The sequence below is a fragment of the Rhodococcus sp. As11 genome (assembly GCF_048957735.1).
Taxonomy (GTDB): domain Bacteria; phylum Actinomycetota; class Actinomycetes; order Mycobacteriales; family Mycobacteriaceae; genus Rhodococcus; species Rhodococcus gordoniae.
On the sequence record NZ_JARDJE010000008.1, the window covers coordinates 146580 to 162407 of the forward strand.

At 68.6% G+C, this 15828-nt stretch carries 14 protein-coding genes; 7 read left to right on the plus strand and 7 right to left on the minus strand.

The annotated features are described in order from the left end of the window. Nucleotide 1 precedes the first annotated feature (1 nt). The 4 genes from PV766_RS13160 to PV766_RS13175 all read right to left on the minus strand — a co-directional run bounded on the left by PV766_RS13160 (nucleotide 2) and on the right by PV766_RS13175 (nucleotide 5281). Entirely contained in the window at nucleotides 2-766 is a 765-nt protein-coding gene (locus PV766_RS13160) for an HAD family hydrolase (RefSeq protein ID WP_064064093.1), read from the minus strand. Between the two features lie 15 nt (nucleotides 767-781). Beyond that, entirely contained in the window at nucleotides 782-3199 is a 2418-nt protein-coding gene (locus PV766_RS13165; protein WP_207213525.1) for a glycoside hydrolase family 65 protein, read from the minus strand. A 65-nt stretch (nucleotides 3200-3264) separates the two neighbouring features. Continuing rightward, on the minus strand, nucleotides 3265-4116 hold the full coding sequence (otsB, locus tag PV766_RS13170; RefSeq protein ID WP_421097190.1) for a trehalose-phosphatase: 852 nt from the start codon (nucleotides 4114-4116) through the stop codon (nucleotides 3265-3267). A gap of 70 nt (nucleotides 4117-4186) precedes the next feature. Further along, on the minus strand, nucleotides 4187-5281 hold the full coding sequence (locus PV766_RS13175; protein ID WP_421097191.1) for a helix-turn-helix domain-containing protein: 1095 nt from the start codon (nucleotides 5279-5281) through the stop codon (nucleotides 4187-4189). Nucleotides 5282-5374: 93 nt separating this feature from the next. On the opposite strand from PV766_RS13175, the gene PV766_RS13180 reads away from it, so the two are divergent. Continuing rightward, nucleotides 5375-5836, plus strand: a complete 462-nt coding sequence (locus PV766_RS13180) for a 6,7-dimethyl-8-ribityllumazine synthase (protein ID WP_421097192.1) — start codon at nucleotides 5375-5377, stop codon at nucleotides 5834-5836. Between the two features lie 24 nt (nucleotides 5837-5860). On the opposite strand, the gene PV766_RS13185 is transcribed toward PV766_RS13180, so the two are convergent. The 3 genes from PV766_RS13185 to PV766_RS13195 form a co-directional block, all read right to left on the minus strand. Beyond that, nucleotides 5861-6043, minus strand: a complete 183-nt coding sequence (locus PV766_RS13185) for a hypothetical protein (protein ID WP_064064097.1) — start codon at nucleotides 6041-6043, stop codon at nucleotides 5861-5863. A 340-nt stretch (nucleotides 6044-6383) separates the two neighbouring features. After that, complete coding sequence (locus PV766_RS13190; RefSeq protein WP_421097193.1) at nucleotides 6384-7529, minus strand: MFS transporter; 1146 nt, start codon at nucleotides 7527-7529, stop codon at nucleotides 6384-6386. Beyond that, nucleotides 7526-8425, minus strand: coding sequence for a PAC2 family protein (locus tag PV766_RS13195; protein WP_129976844.1), 900 nt, complete (start codon nucleotides 8423-8425; stop codon nucleotides 7526-7528). The genes PV766_RS13190 and PV766_RS13195 overlap by 4 nt, the downstream gene beginning before the upstream one ends. Nucleotides 8426-8476: 51 nt before the next feature. Between PV766_RS13195 and metH the strand changes: the two genes are divergently transcribed. From metH to hisG, 6 genes are all read left to right on the plus strand, one after another. Beyond that, nucleotides 8477-12046 (plus strand): methionine synthase, encoded by a 3570-nt coding sequence (gene metH, locus PV766_RS13200; protein ID WP_421097194.1) that lies wholly within the window; start codon nucleotides 8477-8479, stop codon nucleotides 12044-12046. After that, nucleotides 12039-12764, plus strand: a complete 726-nt coding sequence (locus PV766_RS13205; protein ID WP_421097195.1) for an HAD family hydrolase — start codon at nucleotides 12039-12041, stop codon at nucleotides 12762-12764. The genes metH and PV766_RS13205 overlap by 8 nt, the downstream gene beginning before the upstream one ends. A gap of 1 nt (nucleotide 12765) precedes the next feature. Continuing rightward, nucleotides 12766-13626, plus strand: coding sequence for a rhodanese-related sulfurtransferase (locus tag PV766_RS13210; RefSeq protein WP_064064102.1), 861 nt, complete (start codon nucleotides 12766-12768; stop codon nucleotides 13624-13626). Nucleotides 13627-13630: 4 nt separating this feature from the next. After that, nucleotides 13631-14518, plus strand: coding sequence for a pseudouridine synthase (locus PV766_RS13215; RefSeq protein WP_064064103.1), 888 nt, complete (start codon nucleotides 13631-13633; stop codon nucleotides 14516-14518). Between the two features lie 39 nt (nucleotides 14519-14557). Then, the gene (locus PV766_RS13220) at nucleotides 14558-14839 is read left to right on the plus strand and encodes a phosphoribosyl-ATP diphosphatase (RefSeq protein ID WP_172506045.1); all 282 of its coding nucleotides are present in this window, start codon (nucleotides 14558-14560) and stop codon (nucleotides 14837-14839) included. A 91-nt stretch (nucleotides 14840-14930) separates the two neighbouring features. Further along, nucleotides 14931-15794, plus strand: coding sequence for an ATP phosphoribosyltransferase (hisG, locus tag PV766_RS13225; protein WP_016934618.1), 864 nt, complete (start codon nucleotides 14931-14933; stop codon nucleotides 15792-15794). Nucleotides 15795-15828: the final 34 nt, after the last annotated feature.

The following is a 15828-nucleotide window of genomic DNA, read 5'->3' on the forward strand; positions in this document are numbered from 1 at the left end:
GTCACACCGCGCCGCGGCGGGTGAGCCGACCGGCCGTGAAGGCGGCGAGATCGACCTCGTCGAGGGAGGTCACCACCAGATCGGCGCCGGCGTCCTCGAGGTCGTCGGTGTCGCCGAAGCGTGCTACCCCGAGCGCCCACATACCGCCGGCCTTCGCCGCCTGCACCCCGCTGATCGCGTCCTCGACCACCACGCACTCGGCGGCGGGCACGTCGAGTGCGCTCGCGGCGGTGAGGAACAAGTCCGGGTCGGGTTTGCCGTGGGCGACCGGGCGTCCCGACAGATCCGCGTCGAACCGGTCGAGCAGCGTCTCGCCCGGCCGGTCGGGGGCGGGGATCGCCCGCAGAAACAGAGCGGCGTTCCTCGATGACGACGCGGCTGCCACCGCGATGCCCGCAGCCTGCACCGCGGCGACGAAGCGCACCCCGTCGTCGTAGGCGTGGAATCGCCGTTCGTCGATCAGCTGCAGCAACCGGGTCTGTTTGCGGTCGGCGTACTCGACGGCGCGACGGTCGGCGTCCGGTACCGCGAAGTGCTCGAGGGCGGCGCGGGCACCGTCCATCCGCGGCCGGCCCGACAGCACCTGCCGGTACACGGCGGCGGTGAATGCGTCCTCCTCCCAGGAGGTCTCGGGTCGCAGATCCTTCCAGTCACCGGTCATCAACTCGGCCAATGCTTCCCGCCAGGCCGTCTCGTGCGGTGAGTCGACGAGAACCCCGTCGACGTCGAAGATCACCGCGCGGAATCTCGAGCGTGTCTCGGCCATGATGTCCTCCTGTGGTCAGGCCGGGACGGCGGCGAGCCGGAACTCGTGCGAGTCGCCCGGGCCGAGCTCGACGAGTTCACCCTCGACCGCGATCCGCACCGGAACCCGGAAACCCTCCGTCTCGGCGCGCACCGACAATTTGTCGCCGTCGATCCGCACCCGCAGGGGAGTGCCGCGATACCGCATGGAGTAGGACACGCCGTCGAGGTGGGAGATCAGCTTGGGCCGGAAGACGAGTACGTCGCCGTAGGCGCGGGCACCGACGTAATAGCGCTGCACCAGATCGAGGGTGCCGCCCATGACCCCCATGTGGATTCCCTCCTTGGTGGTGCCGCCCTGCAGGTCGCTCACGTCGCTCTCGAGCGCGAGCTTGAACCGCAGCCACGACGACTGTGGATCGAAGGTGGCGAGCACACCGGCGAACGTCACGTGACTGAGCGTCGAACCGTGCGAGGTGCGCCGGTCGTAGTAGTCGACGGTGCGGCGCACCAGATCGCGATCGTAGGGACAGCCGAGCTGCTCGAACACCTGCCGCAGTTCGGCGTCGTCGAACAGGAAGAACAACATCACCGTGTCGGCCTGTTTGGCGACCTTGTAGGCATCCGGGTCGCGTCCCTCGGCGCGCAGGATGCGGTCCATCCGCCCGATGTTCCCGTACTCGGTGCGGTAGTGCTCCCAGTCGAGTTCCTCGAGGTCCTCGTAACCTTCGAACTGGCTGATCACCCCGTCGTGATAGGGCACGAACATCTTGCGACTCATCTCCGACCAGGTGCGCAGTTCCGCGTCGCTGACGCGCAGCCGGGCCCGCAGCGCGGTGCGCCGGCTCTTCGAGAGCACCTCGAAGACGTCGAGGGCCCGCGCCGCGATCCACGCTGCCATCACGTTCGTGTACGCGTTGTTGCGCAGGCCGGCCTCGCGGGCACCCGGATACCGTTCGTGGAATTCGTCCGGGCCCATCACCCCGTGGATCTCGTAGCGATCCCGGTCGGGGTTGTAGTGCGCGATCGACGCCCAGAAACGGGCGATCTCGAGCATCATCTCGGCGCCGTAGTCGGCGAGGAAGTCGACGTCGTCGGTGGCCCGGTAGTAGTGCCACACGTTGTAGAAGATCGCCGCACTGACGTGCCGCTGGTTGCGGCTCAGATCCGGATCCCACTGCCCCGACATCGGATTGAGATGCACCGTCTGCGTCTCCTCCGTGCCGTCGCTGCCGCTCTGCCAGGGGAACATCGCGCCCCGGTAACCGGCCTCGCTCGCCGCGGCCTGCGCCTCACCGAGCCGCCGGTAGCGGTAGAGGATCAGCCCTTTCGTGATCTCGGGGACCCGCATGTTCAGGAAGGGATAGACGAACATCTCGTCCCAGAACACGTGCCCGCGATAGGCCTCGCCGTTGAGTCCGCGCGCCGGCACCCCGGCGTCGAGACGTGAGGTGTGTCGCGAACAGACCTGCAGCACATGCGAGACGTGCAGGCGGAGCAGCAACTGCGCCCGCGGCTCCCGCGGCAGCCGGATGTCGCAGATGTCCCACAACTCGTCCCAGGCCGCGACGTGCTCGTCGTACGCCTCGGCGAAATCCGGATAGCGCAGCACGTGTCGGCCCGCCGAGGCGAGGGGTTCGGTGATCGCGTCGTCGCGGGAGGTGAACATCGCCACCATCTTCTCGATCCGCACCGTCGACCCCGCGGCGATGTCGAACGAGAGCACCTGCTGGATGTAGTCCTCCATCTGGTACAGATCCCGATCGACGAGCATCGCCCCTTCCGAACCTTCCCGGAACACCCGGGTCCGTGCGGCCTGGGCGATATAGGTGTCGGACTGGCGGATCTGCACCTTCAAGGCGATCGTCTCGGGACCGTAGGTGCGCGGCGAGACCGGATCGAGGTGCCGGGCCTCGAGATCGCGGTAGCGGGCCACGGCGCGGTTGGAGACCCGCCCGTCGAGGGCGGTGACGATCTCGACCCGCCCCGACCAGTTCTCCGGGGTCAGCGACCATTCGAGCGCGCCCTGGTTCGGATGTTCCATGCTCACGAAACGTCTGCTGCGCAGCGAGGTCTCGCGGCCGTGCCGATCACGGAACCGGAGCTCGCGGGCGACGGTGGCCGTGCGGATGTCGTAGATGTGCCGGTACGCCAGGATCTCCACCTGCGCCAGGCGGATCGCCTCCCCACCGTCGATGCGCAGCTTCAGCACGAGCCAGTTCGGGAGATTGACCAGATCCTCGTTGAGGACCGGGCTCCCGCCCATGATGGTGGTCTCGCGGTTGTAGCAGCGGTGCGCGTACGTCCCCGGATAGTGGGCCTCGCCCATGTCCTCCCACTCCGCGGTGCCCCGCGAACAGAAGTAGCCGTTTCCCGTCGACGTCAGGGCCTCGCGCAGGCGTTCATCGTCGGGATCGAAACCGTCGTAGTCGAGCGTGAACTCCGGGTCGTACACGCGAACCTCCTGGCGGGTCGTAGTCGGCACGTACTGTCCGGCGGTGCTCTCACCCGGCGGCGCTTTCATCTACCCAGGGCCGACAGGAAGCGTTCGACGTCGTCGACGGAGGCCAGCACGAACTCGGCGTCGGTGCGGCGACCGGCCATCTCCGGGTCGTCGGGGCTGCCGACGAGGATCCCGATACCGCGGCCGCGCAGCGCCCGGAAGGCGTCCTCGTCGGTGATGTCGTCGCCGAGATAGAGCGGCACGACGTCGTCGGAGGCCAGACCGAGGACCTCGATCAGGTGCAGGACCGCCTTGCCCTTGTTCCAGTCCACCGCCGGTTTGAGTTCGTAGACCATCTTGCCCGGCACCACCGCGAGGCGATCGGGGTTCTCCCGCAGCAGCGCGTCGACGATCGCACCCACCCGGTCGTGCACCTCGGGGGCGGCCTGCCGGTAGTGCACGGCGACCGAGGCGCGTTTCGGTTCGATGCCGACACCGTCGAGACCGTCCAGGCGTGTGCGCAGGGTGTCGGTGGTCTCGACGATGAGGTCGGTGAAGTCGTCGAGGACGTCGTGGCCGATCTGCCCGTCGGTAGGGCTCCAGATGTCGAATCCGTGGCTGCCTGCGACGACGAGATCGTCGACGCCCATGAGCTGCTGGACGACGTCGCGGTCGCGGCCGGTGACGATGCACACCGACACGCGGTCGGCGAGTTCACGGACGGTGCGGCGCATCGAATCCGACCACACCGCGTCCTCCGGACGGGCGACGATCGGGGTGAGCACACCGTCGTAATCGAGGAAGACCGCGGGACGGCGACCGGCGAGACGGTCGGCCAGGGCCGCATCGTCGAGTGCGGACGGTAGATCCTCCACGGTGCGCGGCGCGGTCATCTGGTGGGTACTCCTGTCGTCGCGGCGACCCGTCATGGTTCGCACCGTACACAAAGATCGGAAAGCTCGGCCGGGATCCGGGGAGGGGAGCGGCCGGAAGGGACGGTCAGCGGATCGGGCGCCGCCAGTGCTCGTCCGCGGTGAGCCGGGAGCGGACGTGCTCGGCGGCATCGTCGTTGCGGAAGGGACCTGCGAGCAGGTCGGCGTAGACGTGCGAAATTGCCGCGTGACGCAGTCCGCCGCGGCGGTCCATCCGTTCGAAAACCACCGGCGACCAGGGGATCGCCACCACCACATCACCGCCGTGCTCGACCGGGCGCAGACCGAGACCGTCCGCGAAGTCGTCGGGATCGTCGGCGTAGAGCTCGAGCAGCGCCGGTGCGGAGTAGTCGGTGGCGCCGACCCCGGTCAGGGCGTAGGGGATGTCGATGCGTTCGGCGAGTCGCGCGCGGGTCGAGGTGACGCCGTCGGGGGCGGTGAACCGCCGGACCGGGCACACCTTCCGTTCGGCCGCCCAGGCGCGGAGCATCGGTTCCCACCGCACATCCACGATCGGACCGCGGGGCACCCGGCGTACGAGTTCGCGTTCGACGAGCACCTCGACGACGCGGTAGGTCGCGCCGGTCGATGCGCCGGACAGCTTGATCAGCTCCGGGACGGAGATCTCCCCGACGTGGTCGGCGAGCGCCCGCACCACCCGGTCGGACGGCTCGCCGGTGAGCACCCCGGACGGGCGACCCGGGCCGCGCCACGGATCGGCGTCGGCCCCGCGATCGCGGACCCACACCGCCGGGCGGTTCGCGACGAGGCAGAGGTTGCCGGTCGCGTCGGCGTAGGAGATGCCGTGCCGGTCGAGCTGGCGTCGCACCGGATCGGACAGATAGTGGGCGCACACGAAGCCGCGGTCGGCGTCCGACAGGTCGGCGGCGATGCGGGCGACGTCACCGGAGAGCACACCGCGGGACGTGACGACCGAGAAGGACACGGTGTCGCCGTCGGGGGCGGTGACGAGCATCCGGGTGGGTGCGCCGGGGGAGCGGGGGCGGTCGTTGGACAGCGACCAGCCGAGCGGCAGGCATGCCTCGAGGCGGGCGGTGGCGCGGCGGTAGATGTCGATGTACCGCTCGGGGCGGGGACCGATCGGGTTCTCGGGGGCGGAAGCCGGCTGTGTCACATCCACCACGTTAGTCACTCTGTGCATGACGGAAAAGAAAAATAAACGAAATCTCAGGGGACGGAACACCGCCCCTCCCGCACCGCGAACCGTGACGGGGCATGCGCTAGTTTCGTGACCATGACCGAAATCACCGGGCGCATCGCGTTCGTTCAGGCGACCTGGCACCGCAACATCGTCGATCAGGCCCGCACGGGGTTCACCGACGAGATCACCCGTCTCGGGGTCTTGCAGGATGCGCTGGACTTCTTCGAGGTCCCCGGCGCATTCGAGATCCCGTTGCATGCGAAGCGGTTGGCGAAGACCGGGCAGTACGACGCGATCGTCGCTGCCGGGTTGGTCGTCGACGGCGGCATCTACCGGCACGATTTCGTCGCCACCGCGGTGATCGACGGGCTGATGCGGGTCCAGCTCGACACCGATGTCCCGGTCTTCTCCGTCGTACTCACCCCGCACAACTTCCATGAGCACGACGAGCACGTCGAGTACTTCACGCGGCACTTCGTCAAGAAGGGCGCCGAAGCGGCCCGTGCCGTCGACGCCACTGTGCGCTCGCTGCGCGCGCTGCCGACCGGAGACTGAGGCGGTCCGGCAGCGCGCGCCGGATCAACGTGTGCTGCCGGACGAGTTCTCCGCCGCCGGGGTCTGCCCTGTCGCCGGCAGGGTGGGCGTCTCGGTGCGCCGGCGGCAGGCCGCCGCTCGCGCGGTCTCGTCGGTGTTCAGCGCTTCATGCCCGCCCGGGCGCGTGAAGTGTTGTTGCGCCGCCCGGCCGAGGATCTCACCCGGCATCAGGTGGCCGCGGAGCCGGGTTCGAGTGTGCGCACCCTCCGGTGACGACTGGGGGAGGAGGAGGCTTCGTAGCGGGCGATCGTGGCCGAGACCTTCGGCCCGATAGCGGGGAGCTGCTGAAGCCGGGCCCGGGGAAAGGGAGGCGCACCGTCTCGGCTACACCGACGAGTCGGGCACACGGGTGGCCCGACGAGGCAAGGCGATGGGTGCGAGAAACCCACAAAAATATTCTGAACAATACGGAAACCATAGAAAAACAGAATATCACTCCCTCTCGCAACAATCACCACCATCAGGAACTCACCTACGAACAGATCACCCGCACCGAAGCGGGCCGGGGTCAACGGCCCGGTGCGTCCGATCGCCGCGTCATGAGGAGGGGGACGAGCCCGCCGAGCAGTGCGGCGGGCAGCAGGAAGGCGAGCACCGGGTCGGCGCCGTACACCGGGGTCAACAGAAGAGGGGAGAAGGCCGCCCCGCCGAAACGGAAGGCCTGTACTACCGACACCGCACCACCACGATTGCCACCGGGCCCGCCGAGCACCGCGGCATTGACCCCCACGAGGATGAACTGCGAGGCGATGCCCGCCAGGAACCACGCGACACCGAGCACGACGAGCCACGGGACGGTACCGACGACAGCGACCAGTGCGGCGCCGCTCACCGCACCGGCGAGCACGATCGCGCGGGCCCCGACACGGTCGATGAGCATCCCGACCGGCCGGGAGCTGATGATTCCGGCGAGACCGAACACGGTGAGTACCACACCGCGTCCGGCCGGGGACAACCCGAACTCGTCCTCGACGCGGAAGGCGAGGAGGAACCCGAGCCCACCGAGAGCGGCCCAGCCGAGGAGTGCGACGAGGCCGATGCGCAGGACGCGCGGAGTCACGGCGTCGCGTAGGCGGACCCGGTCGGGACCGGAGGGGTCGTCGCGCACCGAAGCGGGCAGCCCGGCGAGCGCCAGGAGCAGCGCGGCACCGGCGAGCACGACGAACGCCCACCGCCAGCTCACCTCGGCGGCGAGCCCACCGATCAGGGGAGCGACGGTCTGGCCGGCGGCCTGCATGGCCCCGAACAACCCGAGTGCGCGCCCGAGCCTGTCCTTGGGGGTGATGACGGCCAGTGCCGCGAGCAACAGCGGCGTCGTGAACGCGTTGGCAGCGCCCTGCAGCATGCGGGTGCCGATCAGTAGCGAGAAGGTCGGTGCCAGAGCTGCGGCGATCGAGACCACGGCGTACACGAGGTAGGCGGTGCGGACGGTGCGGACCCGACCCCAGCGTGCGCCGAGGGTGCCGGAGAACAGCATCGCGGCGGCGAACACGCCGAGGTAGGCGGTGACCGTCGTCGCGGCGGTACCGGTGGACACGCCCGTGTCGGCGCCGATCTCGGGGAGCATCGACACGACGACGCTGCCGCCGAACGGACCGAGGAATCCACCCGCGTACAGCGCCGTGCGCTGCAGCGGTTCGCGCGGACCGCTCACCTGTTGAAGCCGCCGGGACCCCGTCGCCGCAGATAGCGTTCGAACTCGGCGGCGAGGGCGTCGCCGTCGATCTTGGCGATGACCTCGGAGATGTCCTCCTCTGCCTCGGCGTCGCCGCGCTCCTCGAGGGTGCGCACGTATTCGGCGATCTCCTCGTCGTCGTCGATCATGTCGGTGACGGTCTGTTCCCATTCCTCGGCGAGGAGCGGGAGTTCGCCGAGGGGCACCTCGAGGTCGAGGACGTCCTCGACCCGGCGTAGCAGCGCGACGGTGGCCTTGGGGTTGGGCGGGTTGGACACGTAGTGGGGGACCGCCGCCCAGAACGACACCGCGGGGATGCCCGCGCGCACGAAGGCGTCCTGCAGTACCCCGGTGATGCCGGTGGGCCCTTCGTAGCGGGAGGTCTGCAGCTTGAAGCGTTCGGCGGCCTCGGAGCTGTAGGCGGTGCCGGTGACCGGGACCGGGCGGGTGTGCGGGGTGTCGGCGAGCAGCGCGCCGAGCAACACGACCGTGTGGACCTCGAATTCGTCGACGAGTTCGATGATGGCGTCGCAGAAGCTGCGCCAGCGCATGCTCGGTTCGATGCCGTGCAGGAGAACGACGTCGCGGTCGCTGCCGGGTGGGGAACACAGCGACAGTCGGGTGGTCGGCCAGTCGATCTCGCGGGTGACGCCGTCGACGAGGCGTACCTGTGGCCGGTTGACCTGGTAGTCGTAGTACTCCTCGGAGTCCAGCTCGGCGAAGGGCTCGGCGTCCCAGATCAGCTCGAGGTGCTCGACGGCGCCGCTGGCCGCGTCGCCGGCGTCGTTCCACCCCTCGAAGGCGGCGACGAGCACCGGATCGCGCAGGACGGGGACGTCCTGGTCCGGGGTCTCGGGATACTCGGGTGCACTCACTCGTCCAGCCTACGACCCGGCCCGTTCCGGGCGCCCACTAGTCTGTGGGGCATGTCCACCCCACTTCATTCTGTCCTGCTCGATGCGCTGAGCCAGCGCGTTGTCATCGGAGACGGGGCGATGGGCACCATGTTGCAGGCCGCGGATCTGTCGCTCGACGACTTCCGCGGTTTGGAGGGGTGCAACGAGATCCTCAACGAATCTCGTCCCGATGTGATCCGTGGGATCCACCGGGCGTACTTCGAGGCCGGCGCCGACGTCGTCTCGACGAACACCTTCGGCTGCAACCTGCCCAATCTCGCCGACTACGACATCGCCGACCGGATCCGTGACCTGTCCGAACGTGGTACGCGCCTCGCGCGTGAGGTCGCCGACGAGATGGGTCCCGGCGCCGACGGCATGGCCCGCATGGTGATCGGGTCGATGGGCCCGGGTACGAAGCTGCCCACCCTCGGCCATGCGCCGTTCGCGGCGCTGCGCGACGCCTACGGTGAGGCGGCGCTGGGCATGCTCGACGGCGGTGCCGATGCGATCCTGGTGGAGACCTGCCAGGACCTGCTGCAGGCGAAGGCCGCGATCATCGGCAGCAAGCGCGCGATGGAGCGGGCGGGCCGGCGGATCCCGATCGTCGTGCACGTGACGGTGGAGACGACCGGCACGATGTTGCTCGGCTCCGAGATCGGCGCCGCGCTGACCGCTCTCGAACCCCTCGGTATCGACCTGATCGGCTTGAACTGCGCGACCGGTCCGGCGGAGATGACCGAGCACCTGCGGTACCTCTCGCAGCACGCGACGATCCCGGTGTCGGTGATGCCGAATGCCGGTCTGCCGGTGCTGGGTGCGAACGGCGCCGAGTACCCGCTGCAGCCGGGGGAGCTCGCCGAGGCCTTGGCCGGGTTCGTCCGCGAGTACGGTCTGACCTTCGTCGGCGGTTGCTGCGGCACCACTCCCGAGCACATCCGGCAGGTCGCCGAGGCGGTGCGCGGGGTGCAGCCGGCGCCGCGCGCCCCGCAGCCGGAGCCGGGTGTGGCGTCGCTGTACACCTCGGTGCCGTTCGAGCAGGATGCGTCGATCCTGATGATCGGTGAGCGCACCAACACGAACGGGTCGAAGGCGTTCCGTGAGGCGATGCTTGCCGCGGATTGGCAGAAGTGCCTGGATATCGCGAAGGATCAGATCCGCGACGGTGCGCACATGCTGGATCTGAACGTCGACTACGTCGGGCGCGACGGGGCTGCGGACATGGCGGAGCTGGCGTCGCGGTTCGCGACGTCGTCGACGCTGCCGATCATGATCGACTCGACGGAGCCGGAGGTGATCCGGGCCGGTCTCGAGCATCTCGGTGGTCGCTGTGCGGTGAACTCGGTGAACTACGAGGACGGTGACGGTCCGGGTTCGCGGTTCCAGCGGATCATGGAGCACGTCGTCGAGCACGGCGCGGCGGTGGTCGCGTTGACGATCGACGAGGAAGGCCAGGCCCGGACCGCCGAACACAAGGTGCGCATCGCCGAGCGGTTGATCGCGGACCTGACCGGCACGTGGGGTCTGTCGCCGCAGGACATCATCGTCGACGCGTTGACCTTCCCGATCTCGACGGGTCAGGAGGAGGTGCGGCGCGACGCGATCGAGACGATCGAGGCGATCCGCCGCCTCCACGAGGCGCATCCGGAGGTGCACTTCACCCTGGGCATCTCGAATGTGTCGTTCGGTCTGAATCCGGCGGCGCGGCAGGTGCTGAATTCGGTGTTTCTGCACGAGTGCACCGAGGCCGGGCTGGACACGGCGATCGTGCACGCGTCGAAGATCCTGCCGATGGCGCGGATCCCGGAGGAGCAGCGGCAGGTTGCGCTGGATCTGGTGTACGACCGGCGCCGTGAGGGTTACGACCCGCTGCAGAAGCTGATGGAGCTGTTCGAGGGGGTGTCGGCGGCGTCGGCACGCGAGTCGCGGGCGCAGGAGCTGGCGGCGCTGCCGCTGTTCGAGCGGCTGGAGCGGCGCATCGTCGACGGTGAGCGCAACGGTCTCGAGGACGATCTGGCGGAGGCGATGAAGACCACCCCGCCGTTGGCGATCATCAACGACACGTTGTTGTCGGGCATGAAGACGGTCGGTGATCTGTTCGGGTCCGGGCAGATGCAGTTGCCGTTCGTGTTGCAGTCCGCCGAGGTGATGAAGACCGCGGTGGCGTTCCTGGAGCCGCACATGGAGTCGACGGGCGACGAGGGCAAGGGCCGGATCGTGCTGGCGACCGTGAAGGGCGATGTGCACGACATCGGCAAGAATCTCGTCGATATCATCCTGTCGAACAACGGCTACGAGGTGGTCAACCTCGGCATCAAGCAGCCGATCGCGACGATCCTGGATGCGGCGGTCGACAAGCGTGCCGATGTGATCGGCATGTCGGGGCTGCTGGTGAAGTCCACGGTGGTGATGAAGGAGAACCTCGAGGAGCTCAACTCTCGTGGGGTCGCGGAGCAGTTCCCGGTGTTGCTCGGTGGTGCGGCGCTGACCCGCAGTTATGTCGAGAATGATCTGGCGGAGGTCTACGAGGGCAAGGTGTCGTATGCACGCGACGCGTTCGAGGGTCTGTCGCTGATGGATCGGGTGATGGCGGAGAAGCGCGGTGAGGCGCCGGCGCCGGACAGTCCGGAGGCGATCGAGGCGGCCCGCAAGGCCGCCGAGCGCAAGGAACGGCACGAGCGCAGCAAGCGGATCGCGGAGAAGCGCAAGGCCGCCGAGACGCCGGCGGAGATCCCCGAGCGCAGCGATGTCGCGAAGGATCTGCCGGTGCCCACGCCGCCGTTCTGGGGTACCCGGGTGATCAAGGGCATTCCGTTGGCCGACTATGCGGCGCTGGTCGACGAGCGGGCGTTGTTCCTCGGGCAGTGGGGGCTGCGTGGTCAGCGGGGCGGTGAGGGCCCGAGCTATGAAGAGCTGGTGGAGACCGAGGGCCGGCCGCGGTTGCGGTACTGGTTGGATCGGTTGGCGACCGAGGGCATCCTGCAGCACGCGGCGGTGGTGTACGGCTATTTCCCGGCGGTGTCGGAGGGTGACGACGTGGTGGTGCTGACCGAGCCGCGTCCGGATGCTCCGGAGCGTTACCGGTTCACCTTCCCGCGGCAGCAGCGTTCGCGGTTCCTGTGCATCGCCGATTTCGTGCGGTCGCGGGAGGATGCGCTCGCGTCGGGGCAGGTGGATGTGTGGCCGTTCCAGCTGGTGACGATGGGCCAGCCGATCGCGGATTTCGCGAACGAGTTGTTCGCGTCGAATTCGTACCGGGATTATCTCGAGGTGCACGGCATCGGTGTGCAGTTGACCGAGGCGTTGGCCGAGTACTGGCATCGGCGGGTGCGGCAGGAGTTGGCGTTCGCCGGGGGTGGCACGGCTGCGGACGAGGATCCGGAGGAGGTCGCGGAGTATTTCAAGCTCGCCTATCGCGGCGCCCGGTTCGCGTTCGGGTACGGGGCGTGCCCGAATCTCGAGGATCGGATCAAGCTGGTCGAGTTGCTCGAACCCGAGCGGATCGGGGTGGAGTTGTCGGAGGAGCTGCAGTTGCATCCCGAGCAGTCGACGGATGCGTTCGTGCTGCACCACCCGGAGGCGAAGTACTTCAATGTCTGATCGGGTGGAGGCGTCTGATCGGGTGGAGGCGCCGCTCGCGGTGCGGGCCGGTGTGCTGCGGGCGGTGCTGTGGGATATGGACGGCACCCTGCTCGAATCTGAACGCTTGTGGGACATCGGGATGCGCGAGTTGTCGTTGCATCTCGGTGGGCCGATGAGTGAGGAGACCCGCATCTCCACGATCGGGGGTCCGATGGATCTGGCGGTGCTGCGCACTTTCACCGGGTTGGGTCTGGATCCGACCCCGGACGAGGCGGCGGCTGCGGCGGCGTGGCTGACCGAGTACATGGGCCGGTTGTTCGCCGACGGACTGACGTGGCGGCCCGGCGCGCAGGCCGCGTTGCGTACGGTGCGCGAGGCGGGCCTGGGGTCGGTGCTGGTGACCAACACCGAGCGGGCGTTGTGCGAGGTGGCCCTCGCGACCCTCGGTCGTGAGCATTTCGATCATTCGGTGTGCGGCGACGAGGTGCCGGCCGGCAAACCCGATCCGGCGCCCTACCGGCGGGCGGCGGAGCTGCTCGGTCTGGATCCGGCGCAGTGCCTGGCGGTGGAGGATTCCCCGACCGGGGCGGCCGCGGCGGATGCGGCCGGGTGCACGGTGCTGGTGGTGCCGTCGCTGGTGGATGTGCCCGGATCGGAGCGGCGCGTGTTCCGATCGACGCTGGAGGGGTTGAGCGCCGAGGATCTGCACGAGCTGCACGGTGCGGGGGTGCCCTGAGGTGGCGGTTCCGAAGATCGTGCTGTTCTACAAGTTCACCCCGCTGCCCGATCCGGAGGCGATCCGGTTGTGGCAGCACACCTTGGCGTCGTCGCTGGGGTTGACCGGGCGGATCCTGATCTCCGAGCACGGCATCAACGGCACCGTCGGCGGCGACATCGCCGACGTGAAGAAGTATGTGCGTGGGTTGCGCGGCTACGCGGCGTTCGAGGACACCGACGTCAAGTGGTCCGACGGCACCGGCGACGATTTTCCGCGGCTGTCGGTGAAGGTACGTCCGGAGATCGTCACTTTCGGGGTGCCCGACGAGGTGAAGGTCGACGAGCACGGCATCGTCGACGGCGGCACCCATCTGTCGCCGCACGGTGTGCACGAGCTGGTCGCCGAGCGCGGCGACGAGGTGGTGTTCTTCGACGGCCGTAATCGGTTCGAGGCGCAGATCGGCCGGTTCCGGGATGCGATCGTGCCGGAGGTGGCCACGACCCGCGATTTCGTCGCCGAGCTCGACAGCGGCCGCTACGACCATCTCAAGGGCCGCCCGGTGGTGACCTACTGCACCGGTGGGGTGCGCTGTGAGGTGCTGTCGGCGTTGATGCGCAACCGTGGTTTCGAGGAGGTCTACCAGCTCGACGGTGGCATCGTGCGGTACGGCGAGACCTTCGGCGACGAGGGCCTGTGGGAGGGTTCGCTGTACGTCTTCGACGGGCGGATGAACGTCGAGTTCAGCGACGAGACGACGGTGATCGGGCGCTGCGCGCTGTGCGGCACGCCCACCTCGCGGTATCGCAACCATCCGGATGTTCGCGGCCGGGAGTTGACTCTGGTGTGCGAGGGCTGTGTGCCGGACCCGGTGGAGGTGTAACCGGATGCGCGCCGCGCCGTTGCCGGTACGCGACGGGCTCGGCCCGGACCGTATCCGGATGCCCGCCGATCACGGCGCCGACACGGTCGTGGAGTTCCTCGAGGCCGACCATCCCGACGAGGACTGGGCGGCGCGCATGGCGGCGGGGGAGTTGGTCGACGAGCACGGGCGCCGCGTCGAACCGCACACCCCCTATCGGCCGACGCGGTTCGTGTACTTCTATCGCGATCCGGCGCCGGAGGTACCGGTGCCGTTCCCGGTGCATGTGCTGCACCGTGAGGACGGGCTGGTCGTGGTCGACAAGCCGCATTTTCTGGCGACGATTCCGCGTGGGGCGCACATCCGTGAATCGGTGGTGGTGCGGTTGCGGCGCGAGCTGGAGTTGCCGCATCTGGTGCCGGTGCACCGGCTCGACCGGATGACCGCGGGTGTGCTGTTGTGCACCACGGATCCGGGGTGGCGGCGGCCCTATCAGGAGCTGTTCGAGCGGCAGCGGGTGCGCAAGGTGTACGAGGCGGTCGCCGGATACCGGCCCGACCTGTCGTTCCCGCGGGTGGTGCGCACCCGGATCGTCAAGCGGCACGGGGAGTTGACGGCCGAGCAGTTCGCCGACGAGCCGAATTCGGAGACCCGCATCGAGGTGGTCGAGCGGCGCGGGGAGCTGGCCCGCTATCGGTTGTGTCCGCGCACCGGCCGCACCCATCAGTTGCGGCTGCATCTGATGTCCCTGGGGGTGCCGATCGTCGGGGACAACTTCTATCCGCGGTTCCGGCCGCGTGGGGCGGACGATTTCACCGATCCTCTGCGGTTGCTGGCGCGGTCGCTCGAGTTCACCGATCCGGTCAGCGGGGTGGCGCGGCGGTTCGTCAGCGGGCGGGAGCTCGAGTTCTGAGGGGTGTCGGTGTCCTGGCTGCGGGGCCGGCGGCGGGGCATGAAACAATCGACCCCTGTGAAGACCTTCGATTCCCTGTTCGCCGAGCTGTCCGAACGCGCCGCGACCCGCCCCGAGGGCTCCGGCACCGTCGCCGCCCTGGACGCCGGCGTGCATTTCCAGGGCAAGAAGGTACTCGAAGAGGCCGGTGAGGTGTGGATCGCCGCCGAGTACCAGTCCGACGAGGAACTGTCCGAGGAAATTTCGCAGCTGTTGTATTGGGTGCAGGTGCTGATGGTGGGGCGGGGTCTGAAGCCCGAGGACGTCTACAAGCATCTGTGACGGCCGCCGGCCCGCTGTGCGGTGCCGCCGTCCGTGCCCTGTAGATCCCTTCCTCGCTTCTGCTCGTCGTTCGAAAGGACCCCAATCCGTCATGCTGCGCGTCGCAGTCCCCAACAAAGGTTCGCTGTCCGAGTCCGCCGCCGAGATCCTGCAGGAGGCCGGCTACCGTCGCCGCACCGACTCGCGTGATCTGACGGTCATCGACCCGGTCAACGACGTCGAATTCTTCTTCCTGCGCCCGAAGGACATCGCGATCTACGTCGGTTCCGGCGAGCTGGATCTGGGGATCACCGGCCGTGATCTGGCGATGGATTCGGGGGCGCCGGTCGCCGAACGCCTGTCGCTGGGTTTCGGGTCGTCGCGTTTCCGGTATGCCGCGCCGAAGGGCCGGGACTGGACGGTCGAGGATCTGCGGGGGCTGCGCATCGCCACCTCGTACGCGAATCTGGTGCGTCGTGATCTCGCCGCCCGCGGTATCGAGGCCGAGGTGATCCGGCTCGACGGGGCGGTGGAGATCTCCATCCAGCTCGGCGTCGCCGACGCGATCGCCGATGTGGTGGGCTCGGGCCGGACGTTGCGGCAGCACGATCTGGTCGCCTTCGGGGAGTCGCTGTGCGATTCGGAGGGTGTGCTGATCGAGCGGGAGGGGTCGGATCGTTCGGATCGGGCCCGCAACCAGCTGATCGCCCGGCTCGAGGGTGTGGTCTTCGCGCAGCAGTACGTGATGATCGATTACGACTGCCCCAAGCACCTGCTCGAGCAGGCGGTGCAGGTGACCCCGGGACTCGAGTCGCCGACGATCTCGCCGTTGGCGAACGACAATTCGGTGGCGGTGCGGGCGATGGTGCCGCGCAAGGGCCACAACGCGGTGATGGATCGGCTCGCCGAGATCGGTGCCCGCGCGATCCTCGCGTCGAACATCCGCTCGTGCCGGGCGATGCGCGCCCCCGAGTAGACGCACACCTTCCCGTCGTCTCGGTGCGGCTCCG

Excerpts from the sequence above, each read along its gene's own strand:
- PV766_RS13185 (WP_064064097.1), bottom strand. The coding sequence starts at position 6,043 with ATGCCGGGTGAGATCCTCGGCCGGGCGGCGCAACAACACTTCACGCGC.
- PV766_RS13215 (WP_064064103.1), top strand. The coding sequence starts at position 13,631 with ATGCGCGCCGCGCCGTTGCCGGTACGCGACGGGCTCGGCCCGGACCGT.
- PV766_RS13220 (WP_172506045.1), top strand. The coding sequence starts at position 14,558 with ATGAAACAATCGACCCCTGTGAAGACCTTCGATTCCCTGTTCGCCGAG.
- hisG (WP_016934618.1), top strand. The coding sequence starts at position 14,931 with ATGCTGCGCGTCGCAGTCCCCAACAAAGGTTCGCTGTCCGAGTCCGCC.
- PV766_RS13175 (WP_421097191.1), bottom strand. The coding sequence starts at position 5,281 with ATGCACAGAGTGACTAACGTGGTGGATGTGACACAGCCGGCTTCCGCC.
- PV766_RS13180 (WP_421097192.1), top strand. The coding sequence starts at position 5,375 with ATGACCGAAATCACCGGGCGCATCGCGTTCGTTCAGGCGACCTGGCAC.
- PV766_RS13160 (WP_064064093.1), bottom strand. The coding sequence starts at position 766 with ATGGCCGAGACACGCTCGAGATTCCGCGCGGTGATCTTCGACGTCGAC.
- metH (WP_421097194.1), top strand. The coding sequence starts at position 8,477 with ATGTCCACCCCACTTCATTCTGTCCTGCTCGATGCGCTGAGCCAGCGC.
- otsB (WP_421097190.1), bottom strand. The coding sequence starts at position 4,116 with ATGACGGGTCGCCGCGACGACAGGAGTACCCACCAGATGACCGCGCCG.
- PV766_RS13205 (WP_421097195.1), top strand. The coding sequence starts at position 12,039 with ATGTCTGATCGGGTGGAGGCGTCTGATCGGGTGGAGGCGCCGCTCGCG.